The sequence below is a fragment of the Micromonospora sp. NPDC048871 genome (genome assembly GCF_043198155.1).
Classification (GTDB): domain Bacteria; phylum Actinomycetota; class Actinomycetes; order Mycobacteriales; family Micromonosporaceae; genus Micromonospora.
On the sequence record NZ_JBICUM010000017.1, the window covers coordinates 45,010 to 64,143 of the forward strand.

The window sequence follows — 19,134 nt, forward strand, 5'->3', positions numbered from 1 at the left end:
ACCGCAATCGAGATTCGCTCGTTGTACCGGTAGTCACGAACTGGTGACGTGTAGATATGTTCATCCGTCGAGAGGGGGTGGCGAGTGTCCACTTCAGCCGCCACGACCGGGCCGCTGCGCCGGGTTCCGGTGCAGGGTCGTAGTGTCGCGCGGGTCCAGCGGATGCTGGACGCTTGCGCCGAACTCGTCGACGAAGTGGGGTACGAGGGGCTGACCACGACCCTGCTCGCCGAGCGGGCAGAGGTGGCGATCGGGTCGGTCTATCAGTTCTTCCCGGACAAGCGGGCGATCGTGCAGGCGCTGACCCTGCGCACGATGGAGGCGTACCTCCAGCGGCTCGACGAGCGTTTCGCCTCGGACGATCTGACCCACTGGTGGGACGGGGTCGACGCCAGCATCGACGAGTACATCACGATGCACCGCACCGTTCCCGGCTTCCGTACCCTGCACTTCGGCGACGTGGTCGACCTGCATCTGCTCGATGAGCAGCGGGACAACAACGGGGTGATCGCCGACCAGTTGGCCCGGGTGCTCACCGAACGCTTCGGCCTCGCCGGCGTGCCCGAGCTGCGTTTCCATCTGGAAATCGCGGTGGAGGTGGCCGACGCGCTGATCAAGCTCGCCTTCCGGCGCAGGTCCGACGGCGACGATCGGGTCCTGGCCGAGGCCAAGGCCCTCATCCGCGACTACCTGCACCGTCAGGTGGACGCCCGGGGCGACACCGGGCACCGGCCGGTCGTGCAGCCCGCGAAGCCGGCCGACGACCAGATCGTCGACTCCACGGAGACGACCGCCCAACCCGTCTGAGCACTCGCCGCCCCGGCCCCGCTTTCGCCGCCCCGGCCCGGCCACACCGGCCCAGCCTGGCGGCAGGTCGGTCCGGAACCAGCCCGGATCACAGGAAGGCGTGGCCCTCGCCCCGGTAGGTCGGCACGGTGGCCACCACCTGGTCCCCCTCCACCAGGTGCAGTTCGTTCACCCTCTCGCACAGCTCACCGGACTTCGCGTGGCGGAACCAGACCCGGTCGCCGAGGCGCAGCCGGTCGGCCGGGTCACCGGCCACCGGGGTCTGCACCTCACCGGCACCCTCGGTGCCGACCAGGGTGAGTCCGGTGGGCAGCCAGGGTCGGGGCAGTCGGCTGCGGCTGGCCGAACCGGAGGCTATCCAGCCGCCGCCGAGCACGGTGGCCAGCCCGGGTGCCGGCCGCCGGACCACCGCGCAGGCGAAGAAGGCCGCCGGGGTGGGACGCCAGGCCCGATAACCGTCGAACAACGTCGGCCCGTACAGCCCCGATCCCGCGGTGACCTCGGTGACCGCGGGATCGGCGCTGGTCGCGGCCACGCTGCCGGTGCCGCCGCCGTTGACGAACTCCAGGTCAGCGTGGTCGTGTACGGCGGCCACCGCCGCAGCCCGGCGGGCCAGCAGCTCGCGGTACGACCCGCGCTGGGCCAGCCGGATCACCGGGCCGAGCGCCGCCTGCCCGGGTGGCGCATCGCCTACCCCGGCGATCTGTGCCTCGTACGACATCAGGCCGACCAGCCGGAAGCCGGGCCGGGCGGCGATCGTGGCGGCCAACCGGCCGGCGGCCTGGGCGCTGTGCACCGGTGAGCGGCGTACCCCGACGTGCACCCGGCCGCCCAGCAGCCGCCAGGAGGCGTCCAGATCCAGGCAGAGCCGCAGCTCAGGCCGGTTACCCGACGACCGCACCGCGTCGTAGAAGTCCAGCTGATCGGGGTCGTCGACCATCAGGGTGACGGCGGCGGCCAGCACCGGATCGGCCGCTAGTTCGGCGAGGGCCCCCCGGTCGACAGTGGGGTACGCCACCAGCGCGTCGTCCGTGATTCCGGTCCGCACCAGCCAGATCGCCTCGGGCAGGGTGAACGCCATCACCCCCTGCCAGCCGGTACGGCCCAGGGCCCGGGCGATCAGTTCCCGGCTGCGCAGGGACTTGCTGGCGATCCGCAGCGGCTTGCCGCCGGCCCGGGCGACCAGGGCGGCGGAGTTCGTGTCGAAGGCGGCCAGGTCGACCACCGCGTACGGGGGATCGAGGTGCCGGGTCGCCCGGTCCAGTCGGTGGCGCAGATTCTCGCTGTCGGTGGCCACGTGTGCACGCTAACTGTGAAACGGTGAATGCGAAACACCCTCGCGTCCTGCCTGCTCAACACCGTTCGGCAACCGCGGCCTAGGCTCGGCAGGCAAGGCGAGGCGTGACGGGGGTGGGTCCCCGCAGGTCTAGAGTGTTCCACCGGGGGTGCCCAGCGATGGGCCGGCACGTGGAGGTACGGCCATCGAAAGCCAGTTCAACGGCGAGTCGTCCGGCGTGTCGCCGTCCGCGGACCAGCCCAGCGGTCAGAGTCGATCCGGCGGCACTACCGGCCAGGCCGACCTGACCGGTTACCCCGCCATCCGCTCCGTACTGCGCATCCGGCCCTTCCGCCGGCTCTGGATCGTGCTCAGCGCGGCCTCCTTCGGTGACTGGCTCGGTCTGCTCGCCACCAGCATCTTCGCCGCCGCCCAGGTGGAGGGGAGCACCGCCAAGGGGGCGGCCTTCGGTGGCGTGATCGCCATTCGACTGCTGCCCGCGTTGCTGCTCGGCCCGATCGCCGGGGTGTTCGCCGACCGGTTCGACCGGCGCTGGACCATGGTCATCTGCGACCTGCTGCGGTTCGTACTGTTCGCCTCCATCCCGCTGTACGCGCTGACCGGCGCCAGCGGTGCCCGGGTGGTCAGTTGGGCGGCCATCGCCACCTTCCTGATCGAGACGGTCACCCTGCTCTGGATCCCGGCCAAGGAAGCGGCCGTACCGAACCTCATCCCGCGCGCCCGGCTGGAGACCGCCAACCAGCTCACCCTGATCACCACGTACGGCCTGACGCCGATCTTCGCCGCGATCGTGCTCGCCTCGCTCGACGGCATAGTCCGGGGCGCCACCGGCGGCGAGATGCCCTCCTGGGCCGAGCCGGCCCAACTCGCGCTCTGGTTCAACGCGCTCTCCCGGCTGGCCACCGCCCTGGTCGTCGCCTTCGGCATCAAGGAGATCAGCCAGGGACAGCGCCAGCGGCAGGAACAGTCCGAGCAGAGCATGCTGCGCCAGTTCAACGAGGGCTGGCGGTACATCGGGAAGACGCCGCTGGTCCGTGGCCTGGTGCTGGGCATCTTCGGTGCCTTCGCCGGCGGCGGCATCGTGATCGGTACCTCCCGGTTCTTCGCCAACTCCCTCGGTGCAGGTGACGCCGCCTTCTCCCTGCTCTTCGGGGCGATCTTCTTCGGCCTGGCGATCGGCATCGGGCTCGGCCCGATGATCGTGCGGGACATGTCCCGGCGTCGCTGGTTCGGCATGAGCATCGTGCTGGCCAGCGCCTCGGTGATGACCCTGGCCTTCGCCATCCACCTGTCCATGGCCCTGGTCGGCGCGGTCCTGGTCGGCGCCGGCGCCGGAATGGCCTTCCTCTCCGGCACCACCCTGCTCGGTGGCGAGGTCGCCGACGAGGTACGCGGCCGGGTCTTCGCCGTGGTGCAGATCGGCACCCGGCTGGTGCTGATCCTGGCCATCGCACTGGGCAGCCTGCTCGCCGGTGTCGGTGGCTCCCGCCAACTGGTGATCGCCGACCTGGGCATCTCGATCTCCGCCACCCGCCTGCTGCTGCTGGCCGCCGGGGCGGCCGGGATCTTCGCCGGGATCAGCGCCTTCGGCCAGATGGACGACAAGAAGGGCGTTCCCGTCCTGGCCGACCTGTGGGGTTCGATCCGGGGCCGTCCGCTGATGCCGGCGGAGCCCTTCGTCGCGGCCGGGCTGTTCGTGGTCTTCGAGGGCGGCGAGGGCGCCGGCAAGTCGACCCAGTTGGCCCACCTGGCCGAGCGGCTGCAGGCCGAGGGCCGGGACGTGGTGGTCACCCGGGAACCGGGCGCCACCGCGGTCGGCACCCGGATCCGCTCCCTGGTGCTGGACAACGGGGTCGACGACGAGGCACCCTCCCCGCGCGCCGAGGCCCTGCTCTACGCCGCCGACCGGGCCCATCACGTGGCCACCGTGGTCCGGCCCGCCCTGTCCCGGGGTGCCGTCGTGATCAGTGACCGGTATGTCGACTCCTCCCTGGCGTACCAGGGTGCCGGGCGTACCCTGCCGGTCGACGAACTCTCCTGGCTCTCCTCCTGGGCCACCGGTGGGCTCAAGCCCGACCTGGTGGTGCTGCTGGACATCGACCCCCGCACCGGGCTGTCCCGGGTGGCCGAGCGCAGCCAGACGGTCGACCGGCTGGAGGCCGAGTCGCTGGCCTTCCACGAGCGGGTCCGGTACGCCTTCCTGGACCTGGCCGCCGCCGACCCCAAGCGCTACCTTGTGCTCGACGCCGGGCACTCGGCCGAGGAGATCTCCGAGCGGGTCGCCGATCGGGTGGCGGAACTGCTCGCCTCCGATGACCTGGACCACCCGGGGCCGGCCAGTGGCCCGGACACCTCGGTGCAGCCCGAGTTATCCCCAACGGAGCTGGTGACCACGGAGCGGACCTGATGCCGGACGCCTTCGCCGACCTGGTCGGGCAGGACGAGGCGGTGGACACCTTACGCCGGGCTGCCGCCGCCGCAGCCGAGGTGCTGCGCGCCCCCCGGGGCGATCAGGAGCCGGAGGTCGGCGGGCCCGATCCCGGCGCCGGCATGACCCATGCCTGGATCTTCACCGGGCCCCCCGGCTCGGGTCGGTCGGTAGCGGCGCGGGCCTTCGCGGCCGCCCTGCAGTGCGAGCAGGGCACCGGGTGCGGGCGGTGCCCCGGGTGCCACACCACCCTGGCCGGCACCCACGCCGACGTGCGGCTGGTGGTGCCGGACGGGCTCTCCATCGGGGTCAGCGAGATGCGGGCGCTGGTGCTGCGCGCCTCCAGCACCCCCTCCGGTGGCCGGTGGCAGGTCGTGATCATCGAGGACGCCGACCGGTTGACCGAGGCGGCCGGCAACGCCCTGCTCAAGGCGGTGGAGGAACCGCCACCCCGGACGGTCTTCCTGCTCTGCACCCCCTCCACCCACCCGGACGACATCTCGGTGACCATCCGGTCCCGCTGTCGGGTCGTACCCCTGGTGCAGCCGGCGGCGGAGGCGGTGGCCGAGGTGCTGGTGCGTCGGGACGGGATCGCGCCCGAGGTGGCCCGGTGGGCGGCGGCGGCCACCCAGGGGCATGTCGGTAGGGCCCGGCGACTGGCCGGTGACCCCCAGGCCCGGGCTCGGCGGGAGGCGGTGCTGGCGGTACCCCGCCGACTGACCAGCGTGGGTGCAGCCTTCGACGCGGCCGCCGCGCTGATCGAGGCGGCCGAGGCCGAGGCCGAGGCTGCGGTCGTGGAGGTCGACGCCGCGGAGCGGGCCGCCCTGGAGACCGCCCTGGGGGCGGGCGGTACCGGCCGGGGTGCGGCCGGCGCGGCCCGGGGTTCCGCCGGTCAGCTCAAGGACCTGGAACGGCGGCAGAAGTCACGGGCCACCCGGGCCCAGCGGGACGCGCTGGACCGGGCGCTGGTCGACCTGGCCGCCTTCTACCGGGACGCCCTGACCATGGCGCTGGGGGCGCCGGTGGCGCCGGTGCACACCGACACGGTCGAGTTGGCCGATGCCGGGGCGCGTACCTGGCAGGCGGAAGGGGCGCTGCGCCGGCTGGAAGCCGTGCTGGCGTGCCGCACCGCGATCGAGGCGAACGTCAAGCCCCGGATCGCCGTCGAGGCGATGATGCTCTCCCTCTGGAAGGGCTGACACCCGGCCAGGTCCTGTCGGCCGGACCGTTATCCACAGGCATCGACACGCGCAATTGAGGTGCGGTACGGTCCGGTGTGCCGTGGTGACGGCGGCGGCACCCAGAGTGAGACAGCCGGGGAGGAGTCCGCTGATGCCGCGGGGCGAGATCGACGAGGCGTGGATCGAGGAGGCGGTACGGCGCTACCGCCGGATCGAGTCCCTCCAGGCCGAGTTCGACCGGGCCGTGGCGACGGTCGAGGTCACCGTCCGGTCCCCGGACGGCCTGGTCGAGGTGGTGGTGACCGCCAGCGGCCGGATCACGGACGTACGCTTCCTCGGCCCCCTGCACCACCGGGCCCCCCGGGATGTGGCCGCTTCGGTGCGGGCGGCGGTCACCGCCGCGGCCGATGCCGCCCAGTGGGCCCGGGAGAAACTGCACAACGAGACCTTCACCGCCTACCGGCCGCTGGCGGGGGCCTGAGATGGACAACCTCCGCGCCCTGGCCGCCCGGCTGGACGAGGCGAGCGCCAGCCTGAGCGCCCTCTCCCGGTCGATCACGGCCGCCGACCCCACGCAGGCGGTCTTCGGCGCCGACGCTCCCGGTCGGCCGGGCGAGATCGGGCGGGCCCTGCACCGGCAGTGGACGGCCGCGACCGGCGACCGGGCCCGGGAGGCCCGGGCCGCCGCCGCGAAGCTGGCCGACACGGCGGACGCCCTGCGCCAGGCCGCCAACCGCTACGTCGAGACCGATTCCCTGGTCGCCCGTCGAGTGGTCCGGGAGGGGTGATGGACGCCCTGGACCGGCTCGCCGAGCCCGGCCTGGACCTGCTGCGCCGGGTGGACACCCTGCTGGCCGCCGGTGCCCCCGAGGGACACCGGCTCTGGCCGCTGCTGCGGCGGATGCAGGTGCTGCCGGGGGAAGCCCTGCACAGCTTCCTGGGCCTTCGGCCCGCCCCGCTGGCCGGTGCCGGGCACGCGGTGCGCCGACACATCCACGGGTACGACAATGCCAGCGCCGCCCTCACCGATCCGTTGCTCTGGTCCGGGTCGGCCGCTGCGGCGTACGGTCAGTCCCGGGCGACGCTGCTGCGCCATCTCGACGAGGGCCCGGAGAGTCTGGTCGGGCGGTTGGAGGCGACCGCCGGCTACGCCGACGCCCTGGCCGACTGGGTGGAGGGCAGCCGTCTCGCGGTCGCCCGCACCCTGGCCGAGGTGATCGGTTCCGCCGAGGCGGTGGCGGTCCTGGCGGCCACCGCACCGGGTCGGGCCCCCTCCCACTCTGGACCCTTGTCCTCGGGGGAGGCCGGTGCCGCCGAGATCGCCGCCCGGGTGCTGGCGGTGCTCTGCGTGGCCTACGACGGTGCGGAGACCCTGCTGCGGCAGTGGGCACCGAGCCTGGCCGAATCACCCTGGCGGCAGGAGAGCTCCCGGTTCCGCCCGGACAACGGACCTGCCCCGGGCACCCGATCGACCCGTATCGGCTGGTGAACAGGGTCGGCGGCCGACCGGCTGGTCGTGCCGACCGCCCGGGTACCGCCTCCCTTGCGGCTGATGCCGACTCGCGTACGCAGCAGGAGCACGCTGTGACGTCGTAGGGTGACAGCATGGGCATGCTCTGTGCGGTCAGCTTCCAGCGCTACGGCCGCCTCTACTACCTTGATCCGGGCGACCTGCGCCCCCAGGTCGGTGACAAGGTGCTGGTGCCCACGGACGACGGTCCCGAGGTCGCGGAGTGTGTCTGGGCCGCGCAGTGGGTCACCGAGGACACTGACGGCTTCCCCAAGCTCGCCGGGCTGGCGCAGGAGGAGGACCTGCGGCGGGACGAGGACCTGCGGCGCCGCAAGGCCGAGGCTAAGGTGGCGGCCAAGCGGCTGATCCGTGCCCACGGGCTGCCGATGAAGGTGGTGGCGATCGACCACGTCTTCAGCAAGGGCGACGATGGCGGAGAACGCAGCACCATCTACTTCACCGCCCCGCACCGGGTGGACTTCCGCTCCCTGGTGCGCGATCTCGGGGCGACCCTGCACTGTCGAGTGGAGCTGCGCCAACTCTCCGCCCGCGACTCGGCCCGGGTGCAGGGCGGCATCGGCTCCTGCGGGCGTGACCTCTGCTGCGCCACCTTTCTCAACGACTTCGAGCCGGTGACCATCCGGATGGCCAAGGACCAGGACCTGCCGCTGAACCCGTTGCGCATTTCCGGCGCCTGCGGGCGTCTGATGTGCTGCCTCAAGTACGAGCACCCGCTGTACGCCACGAGCGGCACCTACCCCGCGAGCGGGCAGCGCGTCGAGACCCCCTCCGGACTGGGCAAGGTCGTGTCCCGGCATCCGCCGAGCGAGACCGTCACCGTCCGGCAACTCAGTGACGGGGCGGTCAAACGCTGCTCGCTGGCCGAGGTCTGCCGCCCCCGCATCGCGTACGACGAAAGGCCCTCCGCCGCAGAGCCGGGTCTGTCGCCGCAGGGGGAGTGACCGGCCCGGAGACCCTCCGAGCTGCTTTTAGGGTGATTTATCGACCTGGATGCCCGACCTGCCCGTACCCTGCGATCTTGGGCTTGTCCGGGTTTCCTACCCTGCCCGCATGGCATATCAGCCGGCCGCACCGCCGCCGAAGAAGTCCAAGCGGGTTCTGTTCATCGTGTTGGGTGTGGTGCTCGCCCTCTGTTGTTCTGGTGGGGCGCTCGGCGCCTTCCTGATCTACCGGGTCGCGATGGACGCCACCGGACCGGTTCGCTCCACAGTGAACACCTTCGCCGGCGCGTTGGTGGAACGCGACTATCCGACCGCCTACCAGCAGCTCTGCACCCGGATCCGGGATCGGGTCAGCGAGGCGGACTTCACGCAGCAGCAGGCCAGGGAGCCGGACCTGACCGGACACAAGATCGTCGGGCTGAGCGTCTCCAATCAGAACGGTCTGGTCAGTGGCACGGCGACCGTCCGCTACACCCCGGCCGAGGGTCTCGCCACCAGCCGGGTCTACCCCCTGGTCAAGGAGGAGGGCAACTGGCGGATCTGCGAGTAAGCCGCAGGCCGCCAGGCCCCGCTGCCCCGGGGTCAGGCCAGGGGGACGGGCGGTTCGGCCAGGCGAGGTTTGAGGTCGGTGGTAGGGGCCAGCCAGGAGGCCTCCGGAGACTGGTCGGGGTTGACCCGCCACCGGCGGGCCACCCGGTCGACCACGACGGGGTAGAGGGTCAGGGTGCCGTCCGGGTCGATGCGCATCCGGACGAAGCCCTTGGCATCCTCGATGCCCTGGCCGGCGAACAACTCGTTGACGTTCACCCCGAACCTGCTGGCGATCAGCAGGTACAGGGCCACCAGTTGACTGGCCACCAGACCGATCACCGGCAGATAGAGCACCGCCGCCGCAGCCGCCGGCAACGGCCAGGACCAGCCGTGGAAGGGCAGGGCCAACCAGACCCAGGTACCCAACGCCCCCAGCCCGACATGGGCCAGCCCGTGCGTGACACCGAGGATCCAGTGCCGCAGGTTGCGCTCACCGGTGGTGCTGGGCGGCTTGGCGAACAGGGCCGCCGCCAGCACGGTCACCAGCACCATCAGCACCAGGGGCACGCTGAACAGCCGCTGCTCGGAGGCCTCGATCCGGAAGTCGGCCACCCCGGCCATGGAGAGCATCAGCAGGGTCTGCAGGACGCCGAGCAGGGTGGCGAAGCCGGGGTTGCGGCGGGGCAACCGACCGAAGATCCCCCAGCCGTAGCGCCGGGAGCGGGCCGCGTCGGGGTAACGGGCGGCCAGGGCGTACGACCGGGAAGGGCTGGACCGCCGGGCCAGGGTGTCGCGCGGCGGCACCTCGATCTGCTCGGGCAGCTTGTGGGTGGGGTAGAGGTAGGCGCCCCCGCTGCCGCAGGTGATCAGCTGACGGTCGTCCGGGCCGGTGTACCGGGCGTAATGGTGCAGGTCGCCGGAGATCAACACCCGGACCCGGGCCCCGGTGGGCGCGATGATGGTCCGGATGAAGTAGTCGATCGAGTCGTACGCCGACGGGTTGTCCACCGCCTTGACCCAGGCCGGAGCCGGCACCGCCAGGATCACCTTGCTCTGCGGGCCCAGCTTCGTGGCCACCGCGTCGAAGTAGGTCAGCTGCGGATCATCGACATACGAGCCGGACTGGTCGTCCAGGCCGAACAGCCACCAGTCCGCAGGCAGTTCGGCGGCGAAGTAGGACCGGGACTGCCCGGTACGCCAGCCGCCGAAATGCCGGTCCCGGGTGCGGACGAACAACCGCAGAAAGGCGGTCAGCCCGTCGTACCAGTCATGGTTGCCGGGCACCGCGAAGACCGTTGGCTGCTCCGGTGGGGTGGTCGGCAGCGCGGCCTGGTACGGCCCCTTGCACCGATCCTCGTACGCCTCGTAGGCGGCCGAGGGGTACACCTGGTCCCCGCCCATCACCAGGGTCTGCGCCCGAGGCAGCCGGTGCCCGTCCACCGTCAGCTCCGGCTGGGCTAGCAGGTAGGCGACCGAGTAGGTGGCGTTGAACCCGTCACCCAGGTCGGCGACATAATCCAGCCAGAGCCCGCCGTCCGGCCCCACCTGCTTGGCGATCTCCGAGTCCAGGGCCTTCTGCAACTCCCGTTTGTCCAGGTACGCCCCGAACAACATCGCCAGCAGGGTACGCAGACCGGTGCTGATCAGCAGCAGCGGCGCGAGCCACGGCACCGGCTTGCGCGGGGTGAAACCCAACTCCAGCGGATCGGTGCTACGCGGCCGCCGCGCCGCCCGCCCACCGGCCGCCTCCTCGGCGTACGGTCCCAGGGGAGCGGCCCGACCGGTGGCTGCCGGCTCGTCCGGGGGTGTTGGGGTGCCCTCCGGCGGGCTGTCGACCGGCTCGTCGCGAGGGGTGTGATCGTCGGCCATCCATCGCAGCGTAGCGGGCGAGGTGTCAGCCCTGCTGCGCCGGAAGGGCCGGGCTGTCCGGTACGCCGACCCGGCCAATCCCGCTCCGCCGGTCGTCGGCGCGTGCCGTACACTAGGCCATCGTTGCCGCCTTAGCTCAGTCGGCTAGAGCGACGCACTCGTAATGCGTAGGTCGACGGTTCGATTCCGTCAGGCGGCTCGGAACGAAGCCCAGGTCACCGACCTGGGCTTCGCCGTTTTCGAGATCAACCACACCGCCACCGGTCCCTAGGATGGTCCGCACCCCGAGACGCGACCGCCTCATCCAGCCGGTTGGACGACCGGGTCCAGGCCCGCCACCGAACAGCCCTCACCTCGGAGAGTCGCCTCAGGGTGTACCAGGTGGGGCGGAGCCAGGACAGGGTCCAGCCCACAGCGGCACGAACCGTCACTGCCCACCCTTCGCAGCGTTGACCATGACGACGGTGCCGCCGCAGTAGGTGCGGCGTGCCCGTCGTCATGTTTGTCCCCAAGTGACCGGGGTACCGCCCACCAACGCGGCGACAGCACGCCGGTCAGTGACCGCAGTGGAGGCCGGAGATGGAAAGCCGACTCAAGGTTCTGGGTCACCCTGTCCATCCCATGCTGGTGATGTTCCCGGCCGCACTGTTCGTGACGGCGGTGCTGTTCGACATCATCGACACCGCCGGTGGGCCGGACTTCCTCGGCGAGGTGGCGTACTGGAACATCACCGTCGGTCTGATCGGTGGCCTGCTGGCGGCGGCGGCGGGAGCGTTCGACCTGCTGGCCATCCCGACCGGTACGCGGGCCAAGCGGGTGGGACTCACCCACGCCGCCGCCAACGTGGCGGTGGTCCTGCTCTTCGCCGCGGTCTGGGTGGTACGCCTCAACGCCGACTCCCGGGCCGCCGGTGGCGCACTGATCGCCATCGAGGTGGTGGCGCTCGGCATCCTCGGCATCAGCGCCTGGCTCGGTGGGGAACTGGTCGACCGGCTAGGTGTCGGGGTGGACCGGGACGCCCACCTCGACGCGCCGAGTTCGCTGCGGTCGTCCAAGTAGTCGACGGATGGGAGATGTGCGATGACCGGACCGGGACGGAGTTGGCGCGGTGGGCAGCAGGGCTGGGACCCGCTGGGCGAGTTGCAGTCCCTGCGTACCGAGTTGAGTCGGCTGGTCGGTGGCCGGCCGGGGCCGCCTGAGGTGGAGTTGGGGGAGACCCCGGACGGCTGGGAGGTGGTCGTCCGGCTGCCCGGTGTCGCTCCCGAGGAGGTCGCCGTGGAGGTGGACGACCGGGAGCTGTGCGTACGCGCCCGGACCGAGGCCGAGGTCAACGCCGATCACGGGATCGCCGGTGGCTTCGAGACCCGGGGCTTCGACTATCGGGTGCAGTTGCCGGCCCGGGTGGACCCGGACGCGATCGACGCGGTGATGGATCACGGTCTGCTCCGGGTGCGGTTGCCCCGACCCAGCCGCCCCAGCCCTCGTACGATCACGGTCGGCCGCACCGGGCCGCGTTCCGGCAGCCCGTCGAGCGGCATCGACCCGGCCGCCGACCGGGAGCTGCACCATCCGGACGTCGCCAGCGACGAAGCCGACCGGTAGCCCGGACCGTGGTGGCCCCGGCCCTGATCACACCGGCCGCCGGATGGGTGCCCGAGGTGGCCCGGATCGCCGTGCTGCGGGCCAACGCCCTGGGTGACTTCATCTTCGTCCTGCCGGCGTTGACGGCCCTGCGGTCGGCGTACCCGCAGGCGGAGATCGTGCTGCTCGGTGCGCCGTGGCACGCGCAGCTCTGGCGCGACCGGCCCGGCCCGGTGGATCGGGTGCTGGTGGTGCCGCCCGCGCCGGGGATCCGCACGGCGGGCTCCGGCGAGGCCGAGGCCGGCATGGTCGACTTCCTGGCCGCCGCCCGCACCGAGCGTTTCGACCTGGCGCTGCAACTGCACGGCGGGGGTGCCAACTCCAACCCCCTGGTGGCCGCCCTCGGTGCCCGGGTCAGCGCCGGTCTGCGGGCCGAGGACGCCCCACCGCTGGACCGTTGGCTGCGCTACGACTACTACCAGCCCGAGGTGATCCGCTACCTGGAGGCGGTGGCGCTGGTCGGCGCCCCGGCGACCACCATCATCCCGTCCCTGGCGGTAACCGAGGCCGACCGGGCCGAGGCCCGGTCGGTGCTCGGGGAGGCGGATCGGCCCCGGGTGGTGTTGCATCCGGGGGCCACGGACACCCGCCGCCGCTGGCCCGCCGAGCGGTTCGCCGAGATCGGCCGGACCCTGCACCACGACGGGTACGAGGTGCTGGTCACCGGCACTCCCGCCGAACAGGAGGTGGTCGATCAGGTGGTCGCGGCGGCCCGGGTGCCCCTGCGGCCCCAGGTCGGCACGCTGAGTCTGGGCGGGTTGGCCGGCTGCTACGCCGACTGCGAGCTGGTGATCTCCAACGACACCGGCCCGCTGCACCTGGCCGCCGCCGTGGGCACCCCGACGGTCGGCATCTTCTGGGTAGGCAACCTGATCACCACGGCCACCCCGCTGCGGGCCCGGCACCGGCCGATCACCTCGTGGACGGTGCACTGCCCGGTCTGCGGGTTGGACTGCACCCCGGGCATCTACCCCCACCGTCCGGGCGACGGCGAGTGTCCGCACCGCGACTCCTTCGTCACCGACGTGCCGACGGTCGAAGTCCTGGAAGCCGCCCGGGAACTGCTCTTCGAGTAAGGAAGGGCCCCTTGTTAACGCCTGCGGTAGAGCAGGGGTCCCCGCTTAACACCCCGGCTCCTCGGTCAGGACGACCTCCCAGGCCTCCACGTCGCGGTCGGTGACCGTGGTCGGGGACTCCAGGTGGTAGGCGCCGCTGGGCAGGACCCCGGCGCCGCCGTGGCGCGCCAGCACGGCCAGTTGGGCGGCGACATCCTCGCCCTGGTGACGCGGGGGCACCCGCCGCCAGAAGTCGAAACCGCCGCAGTCGACCAGCTTGGCCCGGTCGTACAGCACACAGCCGCCGATCCAGGAGATCCGGTACGCCCGCCAACCGCCCGGCGGCAGCGCCAACGCCTCGGTCACATGCAGCAGGTTCGCGGCCGAATGGATCTGGGCCCGGTCCCACTCCGGGGTGTCCGGCCCGACGCGTTCCGGCACCGGTCGGTCGCTCCACTCCTGGTAGTGCCGGTGGGTCTGCGGCCGTACGTCGTGCAGGTAGGACAGTCCGTGCACCGCGTTGCCGACGAACCCGCAGCCCAACTCCTCGATGGCGGTGACCAGGCGGTGCAGGGTGCCCGGTTCCAACCAGACGTCGTCGTCCAGGCAGAGCACGTACCGGGCGGCGGAGGCGGCGAGCAGGAAGGCGCGGTGTTCGGCCAGGCCCCGGCGGGGCAGTCGGCGGGTCAGCAGCACCGGATGGCCCCGGTACCGCAGGGCCCGGACCATGGTGGCCGCCGCCGGATGGGCGTACCCGGGCTGGTCGTCGGACTGGTCGCTGACCACCACCCCGAACCCCGGCACCCCCTGTTGGGCGGCCAGCCCGGAGAGGGTGACGGCCAGTTCGGTGGGCCGGTCCTTCGTCGGGATCAGCACGTCCAGCAGCCGTTCGGCCCGGAAGTCGGCAGGGGCACCGAGGTCCAACGGTCGGTTCACGGCGCCTTGCCGGTCATCGGCGGCGCGGTCGCACCGGTAGCCGGTGGGTTCTCCTGCCCCACCGGCTCAGGGGCCACCGCCCCCAGGGCCTGCGCCGAAGGCGCGTCGAGGTCGAGCCCCACCTCCGAAGACCCATCCTGGCCGTACGCCCGGATCCGGTCGATGATCGCGGAGGTGGACCGGTCCGGTACGTAGCCCAAGGTGCGGACCTGCCCGCCCAGCCGCTGCACCAGCGGTGCCTCCGGCACCAGCTCGGGCGGGTAGTCGCCGCCCTTGACATAGACATCCGGCCGGATCGCCTCGATCAGGGCGGTCGGGGAGTCCTCCTCGAAGACCACCACATGGTCCACACAGGACAGCGCGGCCAGCAGGGCGGTGCGGTCCTCCACCGGGTTCACCGGACGGTCGGGCCCCTTGAGTCGGCGTACGCTGCCGTCGGAGTTGACCGCCACGACCAGCAGGTCACCGAGGGCCTTGGCCTGTTCCAGGTAGCGCACATGTCCCCGGTGCAGCACGTCGAAGCAGCCGTTGGTGAAGACGACCGACCGGCCGGCGCGGCGGTGCTCGGCGACCACGGCGTCCAGTCCTTCGGTGCCGACCAGCACCTGCCGTCCGGGCCCGTCGAGGGCCGGTTGCCCGAGGGCGGTCAGCAGATCCTCGCGGCGACACACGCAGGTGCCGGTGCCGGAGACCGTGCTGGTGGCGGCGAGCTGGGCCAGCTGGGCGGCGGTGGACAGCGGGGCCTCGGCGGCCAGCGCCAGGGTCATGGCCGCCAGGTAGGCGTCCCCGGCCCCGACGGTGTGGCTGGCCGGTACGGGTGTGCTGTGGCTGCGGCTGGGCTGCCCGTCGGCGCCCCCGACCACCGCCCCCTCGGTGTCCAGGGTCACCGCGACCACGGCCGCCCCGGTGTGCGCCCGCAGTTCGGCCAGCCGGGACTCGGCCAGTACCGCCCGGTCCACCCCGGCTCCCGCGTCGGTGTTCACGGTTACCCCGGTGCCGGTGACGCTGAGCCCGTCATGGGTCATCGCCACCCGGCCCTCCCCCGGGGTGGGCTCACCGGTCGGCCCCTCGGTGCGCCGTGCGCCCGTCCCGACCGGCGAGGTGCCCACGGTCAGCTCGGAGGGGCCCTCGTTCGAGTCCACCTCCGGATGCTCCAGTTGCAGCTCACCGGCGCCACGGGCGCCCGCCTCGCCACCGGCGCGGGCGAGCAGTCGGGTGGCCTCCGCGAAACTGGGGGTCACCACGGTAGGGGCCAGACCCCGCCAGTCGACCAGGTCGTGCGCGTCGAGGGCGACAGTGGCGTACCGGTCCCGGTGGGCTACCAGCCAGGTGCGTACCCGGGTGGGCAGGGCCCCCAGGCCGTAGTCGCAGACCACCAGGGTGGGGGCCTCGCCACCGGCGGCGGCCTGCAACTCCCGGGTGGCGCAGTCCAGGGCGGTGAGCAGCTGGTGCACCCCCTCCTCGCTGAGGGGGTCGTCGGGGTCACCGGAGTCCTCGCGCAGCAGGATCTGGTCCCCGGCCAGCATCCGGCGCTTGACCGGGGTGTGCCGGCCGGGCTGGCTGACGGTACGGTCCCAGACCCCGGCCCGGTCCAGGCAGTCGTGCAGTTCGTCGCCGGCCACATCGGCGCCGACGGGTGCCACCAGCACGGACCGGCCGCCCAGGGCGGCGATGTTGACCGCGGTGTTGGCCGCCCCGCCCGCCGCGGAGATACGGCGGCGCAGAGTGAGGACGGGCGCCGGAGCTTCTCGGCACAGCCGGTCCGAGTCGGCGAACCGCCATTCGTCGAGCATGGCGTCCCCGAGTACCAGGACCGGGCGCCCGAGCCAGCTCTGCACCACCTCGGCGAGCCGGAGCTGTTCCGCTGCTGCTCGTGCCATGCCGGCGGATCCCCCTGCCCGGCAGGGTCAAACCTGTAGCCCGGAGCAGGTGGGGTGCGGCCGGGACCACCTCGGCGGCGCGTTTCGGTGCGCCCGGGTCGGGAACGGATTCTGCTAACCCCGGAGAGGAGAAGCAACATGGCAGTCACATTGCAGGGCAAGCGAGTCGCCTTCCTGGCCACCGACGGTGTGGAGGAGGTCGAGTACGTCCAGCCGCGCCAGGCCGTCGAGCAGGCCGGTGCCACCGCCGAACTGGTGTCACTCAAGCCCGGGAAGATCACCAGCTTCCAACACCTGGACCCCTCGCAGACGTACGAGGTCGATGTGAGCGCCGCGGACGCGGACCCCGGCCGGTACGACGCGTTGGTGCTGCCCGGCGGGGTGGCCAACCCGGACTTCCTGCGTACCGATCCGGACGCGGTGCGTTTCGTCCGGTCGTTCTTCGAGGCGGGTAAGCCGGTGGGGGTGATCTGCCACGGCCCGTGGACCCTGGTGGAGGCAGACGTGGTGCGAGGTCGTCGGCTGACCAGTTGGCCCAGCCTGCGTACCGACCTGGTGAACGCCGGGGCGGACTGGGTCGACGAGGAGGTCGTCACCGACAACGGGCTGGTCAGCAGCCGTAAGCCCGACGATCTGCCAGCCTTCTGCGCCAAGATCGTCGAGGAGTTCGCCGAAGGCCGGCACTGACCGCCGGGCGAGCACTGACCGCCAGACCGGCAGCGACCGCCAGACCGGCGTTGACCGGCGGGTCAGTTCTGCGTGACGAAAGCGGTGGTGATCCCCGGTACCTACTTGAGGATCAGGCGGTTGGTCTGCTCGAAGACGTCCAGGTCGGCCAGGGTCTCCTGGACGCTGGCGGACAGGGGTTGCGGCAACGCCTCGCGGGGGAAGAACCCGGCGTCGGTCGTCTCGTCGGTCATCCGGACCAGTTGGCCGTCCCACTCCTCGACCCGGAAGGCCGTGGTGAAGATTTGGTACGTGTGGCCGTACATGTTGGTGTGGGTGCGGTCGGCGCCGGTGTAGAGGGCGAAGGCACTGACCCGCAGGGCGCGCAGTCCGGTCTCCTCACGGACTTCCCGTACGGCGCAATCGGCGATCGACTCGCCCAGCTCCATCGCCCCGGCCGGCAGCGCCCACTGCCCGTTGTCCGAGCGGCGGATCAGCAGGATTCGCGCCGAACTGTCCCGCACCACGGCACGGGCGCCGACGAACATCAGGGTCCGGTCGCCGGCCAGGGCGCGCAGTTGCCCGACGTACGAGTCCGCCCAGGAAATGCTCACCCGCACGAATGTACGCAGGGTTGCCCCCGGTGTCCGCGACACCGCCGGGTTACCCACTCGTAGGGGTGATGTGCCGGAACCGGCCACGCCGTAACACATCTGGGCGCATCATCGCCGTTAGGGATAGCGGGCTCGCGTAGACCACTCTCCCGGTGGGCGGCCCCGGCGTTCGCACCGCGCCGGGGCCGCCCGTTTTTGCGAGGGTTACCCGCAAAGCCAGTATTGCGAGAGTTGTTCGCGTCTGTCCTGCTGATGGAGAAACCCGCCCAGAAACGGCCACTGTCTTCAGCCACCGACCGTAGGCGGGCCGGTGGCCGGGCGGTGGCGGTTCAGGCCAGCCGCTCCACGACCTGCGGGGTCAGCTCGTCTATCGAACCCAGCACGACGGCCGCCAACTGCTGCGCGTCCGGGTCCAGCGGGTACGCCCCGTGCGGCACCGCCACCACGGTCATTCCCGCCGCGGCGGCCGACCGCACCCCGTTGGAGGAATCCTCCACGGCCACACAGTCCGCCGGATCCACCCCGAGCAGCCCGGCCACGGCCAGGTAGACGTCCGGTGCCGGTTTGCCGCGCTCGGTCTGCTCGGTCGACAGGGTGGCCCGGAACTCGTCCGTCAGGTCGGTGGCGGCCAGCGCCGCCGCGATCAGCCGGGTCGGTGAGGAACTCGCCAGCCCCAGCGGCCACCGCGCGGCCAGTCGGCGCACCACCTGGTCGGCCCCGTCGATCACCGGTACGCGCTGGGCGTACCGCTGGGCCATCTCCTCGACCACCTCGGCGGCGACCTGCTCGGCGGTACGTCGTACGCCCAGTTCCCCGCTGAGATACCGGGCCCACTCCCCGGTGCTCATCCCCATCAGCCGCCGCTGGGTGTCCGCCTGCCAGGTCCCGCCGTGCGCGGCGACATAGCCCCGCCGCACTTCCTCCCAGACCGGCTCGGAATCAACGATCACGCCGTCCAGGTCGAAAACCACCGCACCCACCGTCACACACCCATCCTGCCCCACCCACCCCTCAGGCCTGTCGAGCGGTGAACCCGATCGACTCCACGGGGTGGGTGGGTGGGGTGGTTACTGGGCGGCGAGGACGTCGACCACGAAGCGGAGGGGGCCACCCGGGCGGCCGCCGGCGCCGTCGCCGTACGCCTGCTCGGCCGGGATGTCGAGCTGCACCCGGCTGCCCACGGTCACCCCGACCAGACCCCGATCCCAGCCCTCGATGACCTGTCCGACGCCGATCGGGAAGGTGGCCGGCTCACCCCGGCTCCACGAGGAGTCGAACTCCTCACCGCTCTCGTAGAACACCCCGATGTAGTTGGTGGTGATCGACTGACCCGCCTCGACCTTCGGGCCGGTGCCCTCGATCAGCGGGGTGACGGTGAGCTTGGTCAGCTCACCCTCGCCGGCCTTGACCTCCGGCTTGGTGCCCAGCGCCGGGTCGGCCCCCTCCGGCAACTGCGGCGCGGGCGGCGCGTCCTGCGGCGCACCCTGTGTCGGCGCGGCCGACGGCTCACCCGCCACCTGATCCGGGGCGTCGTCGCCGCGCTGGCCGATCATCACGAACACGGTGATCAGTACCCCGACCACGGCCACGGCCGCGAAGGCACCGGCCCAGGCCTGCTTGCGTCGTTTGGCCTCGGCTGCCTTCTGTTCGGCCAACTGCTCGGCCAACCGCCGCCGTGCCTTGCTCTCGCCCGCGTGCTCGCTCACGTCCTCGACTCCCTGCGCAGAGGTGGATGCGTCCGGCCACGGACGCCGTCG

At 72.0% G+C, this 19,134-nt stretch carries 18 protein-coding genes, 1 tRNA gene and 1 pseudogene; 13 read left to right on the top strand and 7 right to left on the bottom strand.

All coding sequences use genetic code 11. From position 1 onward, the window contains the following. Positions 1–162 precede the first annotated feature (162 nt). On the top strand, positions 163–807 hold the full coding sequence (locus ACGFIK_RS25735; RefSeq protein WP_327027304.1) for a TetR family transcriptional regulator: 645 nt from the start codon (positions 163–165) through the stop codon (positions 805–807). A gap of 88 nt (positions 808–895) precedes the next feature. On the opposite strand, the gene ACGFIK_RS25740 is transcribed toward ACGFIK_RS25735, so the two are convergent. Next, positions 896–2,104, bottom strand: coding sequence for an amino acid deaminase/aldolase (locus ACGFIK_RS25740; protein ID WP_327023182.1), 1,209 nt, complete (start codon positions 2,102–2,104; stop codon positions 896–898). Positions 2,105–2,417: 313 nt separating this feature from the next. On the opposite strand from ACGFIK_RS25740, the gene tmk reads away from it, so the two are divergent. The 7 genes from tmk (at position 2,418) to ACGFIK_RS25775 (ending at position 8,735) form a co-directional block, all read left to right on the top strand. Beyond that, entirely contained in the window at positions 2,418–4,511 is a 2,094-nt protein-coding gene (tmk, locus tag ACGFIK_RS25745; RefSeq protein WP_393341788.1) for a dTMP kinase, read from the top strand. Beyond that, positions 4,511–5,731 (top strand): DNA polymerase III subunit delta', encoded by a 1,221-nt coding sequence (locus ACGFIK_RS25750; RefSeq protein WP_393341714.1) that lies wholly within the window; start codon positions 4,511–4,513, stop codon positions 5,729–5,731. Before tmk ends, ACGFIK_RS25750 begins: the two co-directional genes overlap by 1 nt. Before the next feature lie 133 nt (positions 5,732–5,864). Beyond that, positions 5,865–6,194, top strand: a complete 330-nt coding sequence (locus ACGFIK_RS25755) for a YbaB/EbfC family nucleoid-associated protein (protein WP_327023180.1) — start codon at positions 5,865–5,867, stop codon at positions 6,192–6,194. A 1-nt stretch (position 6,195) separates the two neighbouring features. After that, positions 6,196–6,501, top strand: a complete 306-nt coding sequence (locus ACGFIK_RS25760; protein ID WP_393341717.1) for a type VII secretion target — start codon at positions 6,196–6,198, stop codon at positions 6,499–6,501. Then, on the top strand, positions 6,501–7,202 hold the full coding sequence (locus ACGFIK_RS25765; RefSeq protein WP_393341720.1) for a hypothetical protein: 702 nt from the start codon (positions 6,501–6,503) through the stop codon (positions 7,200–7,202). The genes ACGFIK_RS25760 and ACGFIK_RS25765 overlap by 1 nt, the downstream gene beginning before the upstream one ends. Positions 7,203–7,318: 116 nt before the next feature. Continuing rightward, positions 7,319–8,185, top strand: a complete 867-nt coding sequence (locus ACGFIK_RS25770; protein WP_393341722.1) for a stage 0 sporulation family protein — start codon at positions 7,319–7,321, stop codon at positions 8,183–8,185. Between the two features lie 109 nt (positions 8,186–8,294). Continuing rightward, positions 8,295–8,735, top strand: coding sequence for a hypothetical protein (locus ACGFIK_RS25775; protein ID WP_393341724.1), 441 nt, complete (start codon positions 8,295–8,297; stop codon positions 8,733–8,735). 32 nt (positions 8,736–8,767) lie between these two features. On the opposite strand, the gene ACGFIK_RS25780 is transcribed toward ACGFIK_RS25775, so the two are convergent. Continuing rightward, positions 8,768–10,585, bottom strand: a complete 1,818-nt coding sequence (locus ACGFIK_RS25780; protein ID WP_393341726.1) for a metallophosphoesterase family protein — start codon at positions 10,583–10,585, stop codon at positions 8,768–8,770. A gap of 125 nt (positions 10,586–10,710) precedes the next feature. Here ACGFIK_RS25780 and ACGFIK_RS25785 point away from each other — a divergent pair. The 4 genes and pseudogenes from ACGFIK_RS25785 (at position 10,711) to ACGFIK_RS25800 (ending at position 13,302) form a co-directional block, all read left to right on the top strand. Continuing rightward, positions 10,711–10,784: transfer RNA gene (locus ACGFIK_RS25785), tRNA-Thr, on the top strand. A gap of 380 nt (positions 10,785–11,164) precedes the next feature. Then, positions 11,165–11,669 (top strand): annotated as a pseudogene (locus ACGFIK_RS25790) (DUF2231 domain-containing protein). Next, positions 11,666–12,187 carry an Hsp20/alpha crystallin family protein gene (locus ACGFIK_RS25795; RefSeq protein WP_393341729.1) on the top strand — a complete coding sequence of 174 codons (522 nt, stop codon included), beginning with the start codon at positions 11,666–11,668 and terminating at the stop codon, positions 12,185–12,187. The pseudogene ACGFIK_RS25790 and the gene ACGFIK_RS25795 overlap by 4 nt, the downstream one beginning before the upstream one ends. 8 nt (positions 12,188–12,195) lie before the next feature. Next, a complete protein-coding gene (locus ACGFIK_RS25800) occupies positions 12,196–13,302 on the top strand; it encodes a glycosyltransferase family 9 protein (protein ID WP_393341731.1) in 1,107 nt (368 codons plus the stop codon). A 45-nt stretch (positions 13,303–13,347) separates the two neighbouring features. Here ACGFIK_RS25800 and ACGFIK_RS25805 read toward each other — a convergent pair whose 3' ends face one another. Next, positions 13,348–14,217, bottom strand: a complete 870-nt coding sequence (locus ACGFIK_RS25805) for a glycosyltransferase family 2 protein (RefSeq protein WP_393341734.1) — start codon at positions 14,215–14,217, stop codon at positions 13,348–13,350. Beyond that, entirely contained in the window at positions 14,214–16,097 is a 1,884-nt protein-coding gene (rfaE2, locus tag ACGFIK_RS25810) for a D-glycero-beta-D-manno-heptose 1-phosphate adenylyltransferase (protein WP_393341737.1), read from the bottom strand. Before rfaE2 ends, ACGFIK_RS25805 begins: the two co-directional genes overlap by 4 nt. A 138-nt stretch (positions 16,098–16,235) precedes the next feature. Between rfaE2 and ACGFIK_RS25815 the strand changes: the two genes are divergently transcribed. Next, on the top strand, positions 16,236–16,784 hold the full coding sequence (locus ACGFIK_RS25815; protein WP_327023170.1) for a type 1 glutamine amidotransferase domain-containing protein: 549 nt from the start codon (positions 16,236–16,238) through the stop codon (positions 16,782–16,784). A gap of 101 nt (positions 16,785–16,885) precedes the next feature. On the opposite strand, the gene ACGFIK_RS25820 is transcribed toward ACGFIK_RS25815, so the two are convergent. The 3 genes from ACGFIK_RS25820 to ACGFIK_RS25830 all read right to left on the bottom strand — a co-directional run bounded on the left by ACGFIK_RS25820 (position 16,886) and on the right by ACGFIK_RS25830 (position 19,083). Next, on the bottom strand, positions 16,886–17,377 hold the full coding sequence (locus tag ACGFIK_RS25820; protein WP_393341740.1) for an NUDIX domain-containing protein: 492 nt from the start codon (positions 17,375–17,377) through the stop codon (positions 16,886–16,888). A 329-nt stretch (positions 17,378–17,706) separates the two neighbouring features. Next, entirely contained in the window at positions 17,707–18,363 is a 657-nt protein-coding gene (locus tag ACGFIK_RS25825; protein ID WP_393341743.1) for an HAD family hydrolase, read from the bottom strand. A gap of 81 nt (positions 18,364–18,444) precedes the next feature. Then, complete coding sequence (locus tag ACGFIK_RS25830) at positions 18,445–19,083, bottom strand: FKBP-type peptidyl-prolyl cis-trans isomerase (protein WP_393341746.1); 639 nt, start codon at positions 19,081–19,083, stop codon at positions 18,445–18,447. Positions 19,084–19,134 lie beyond the last annotated feature (51 nt).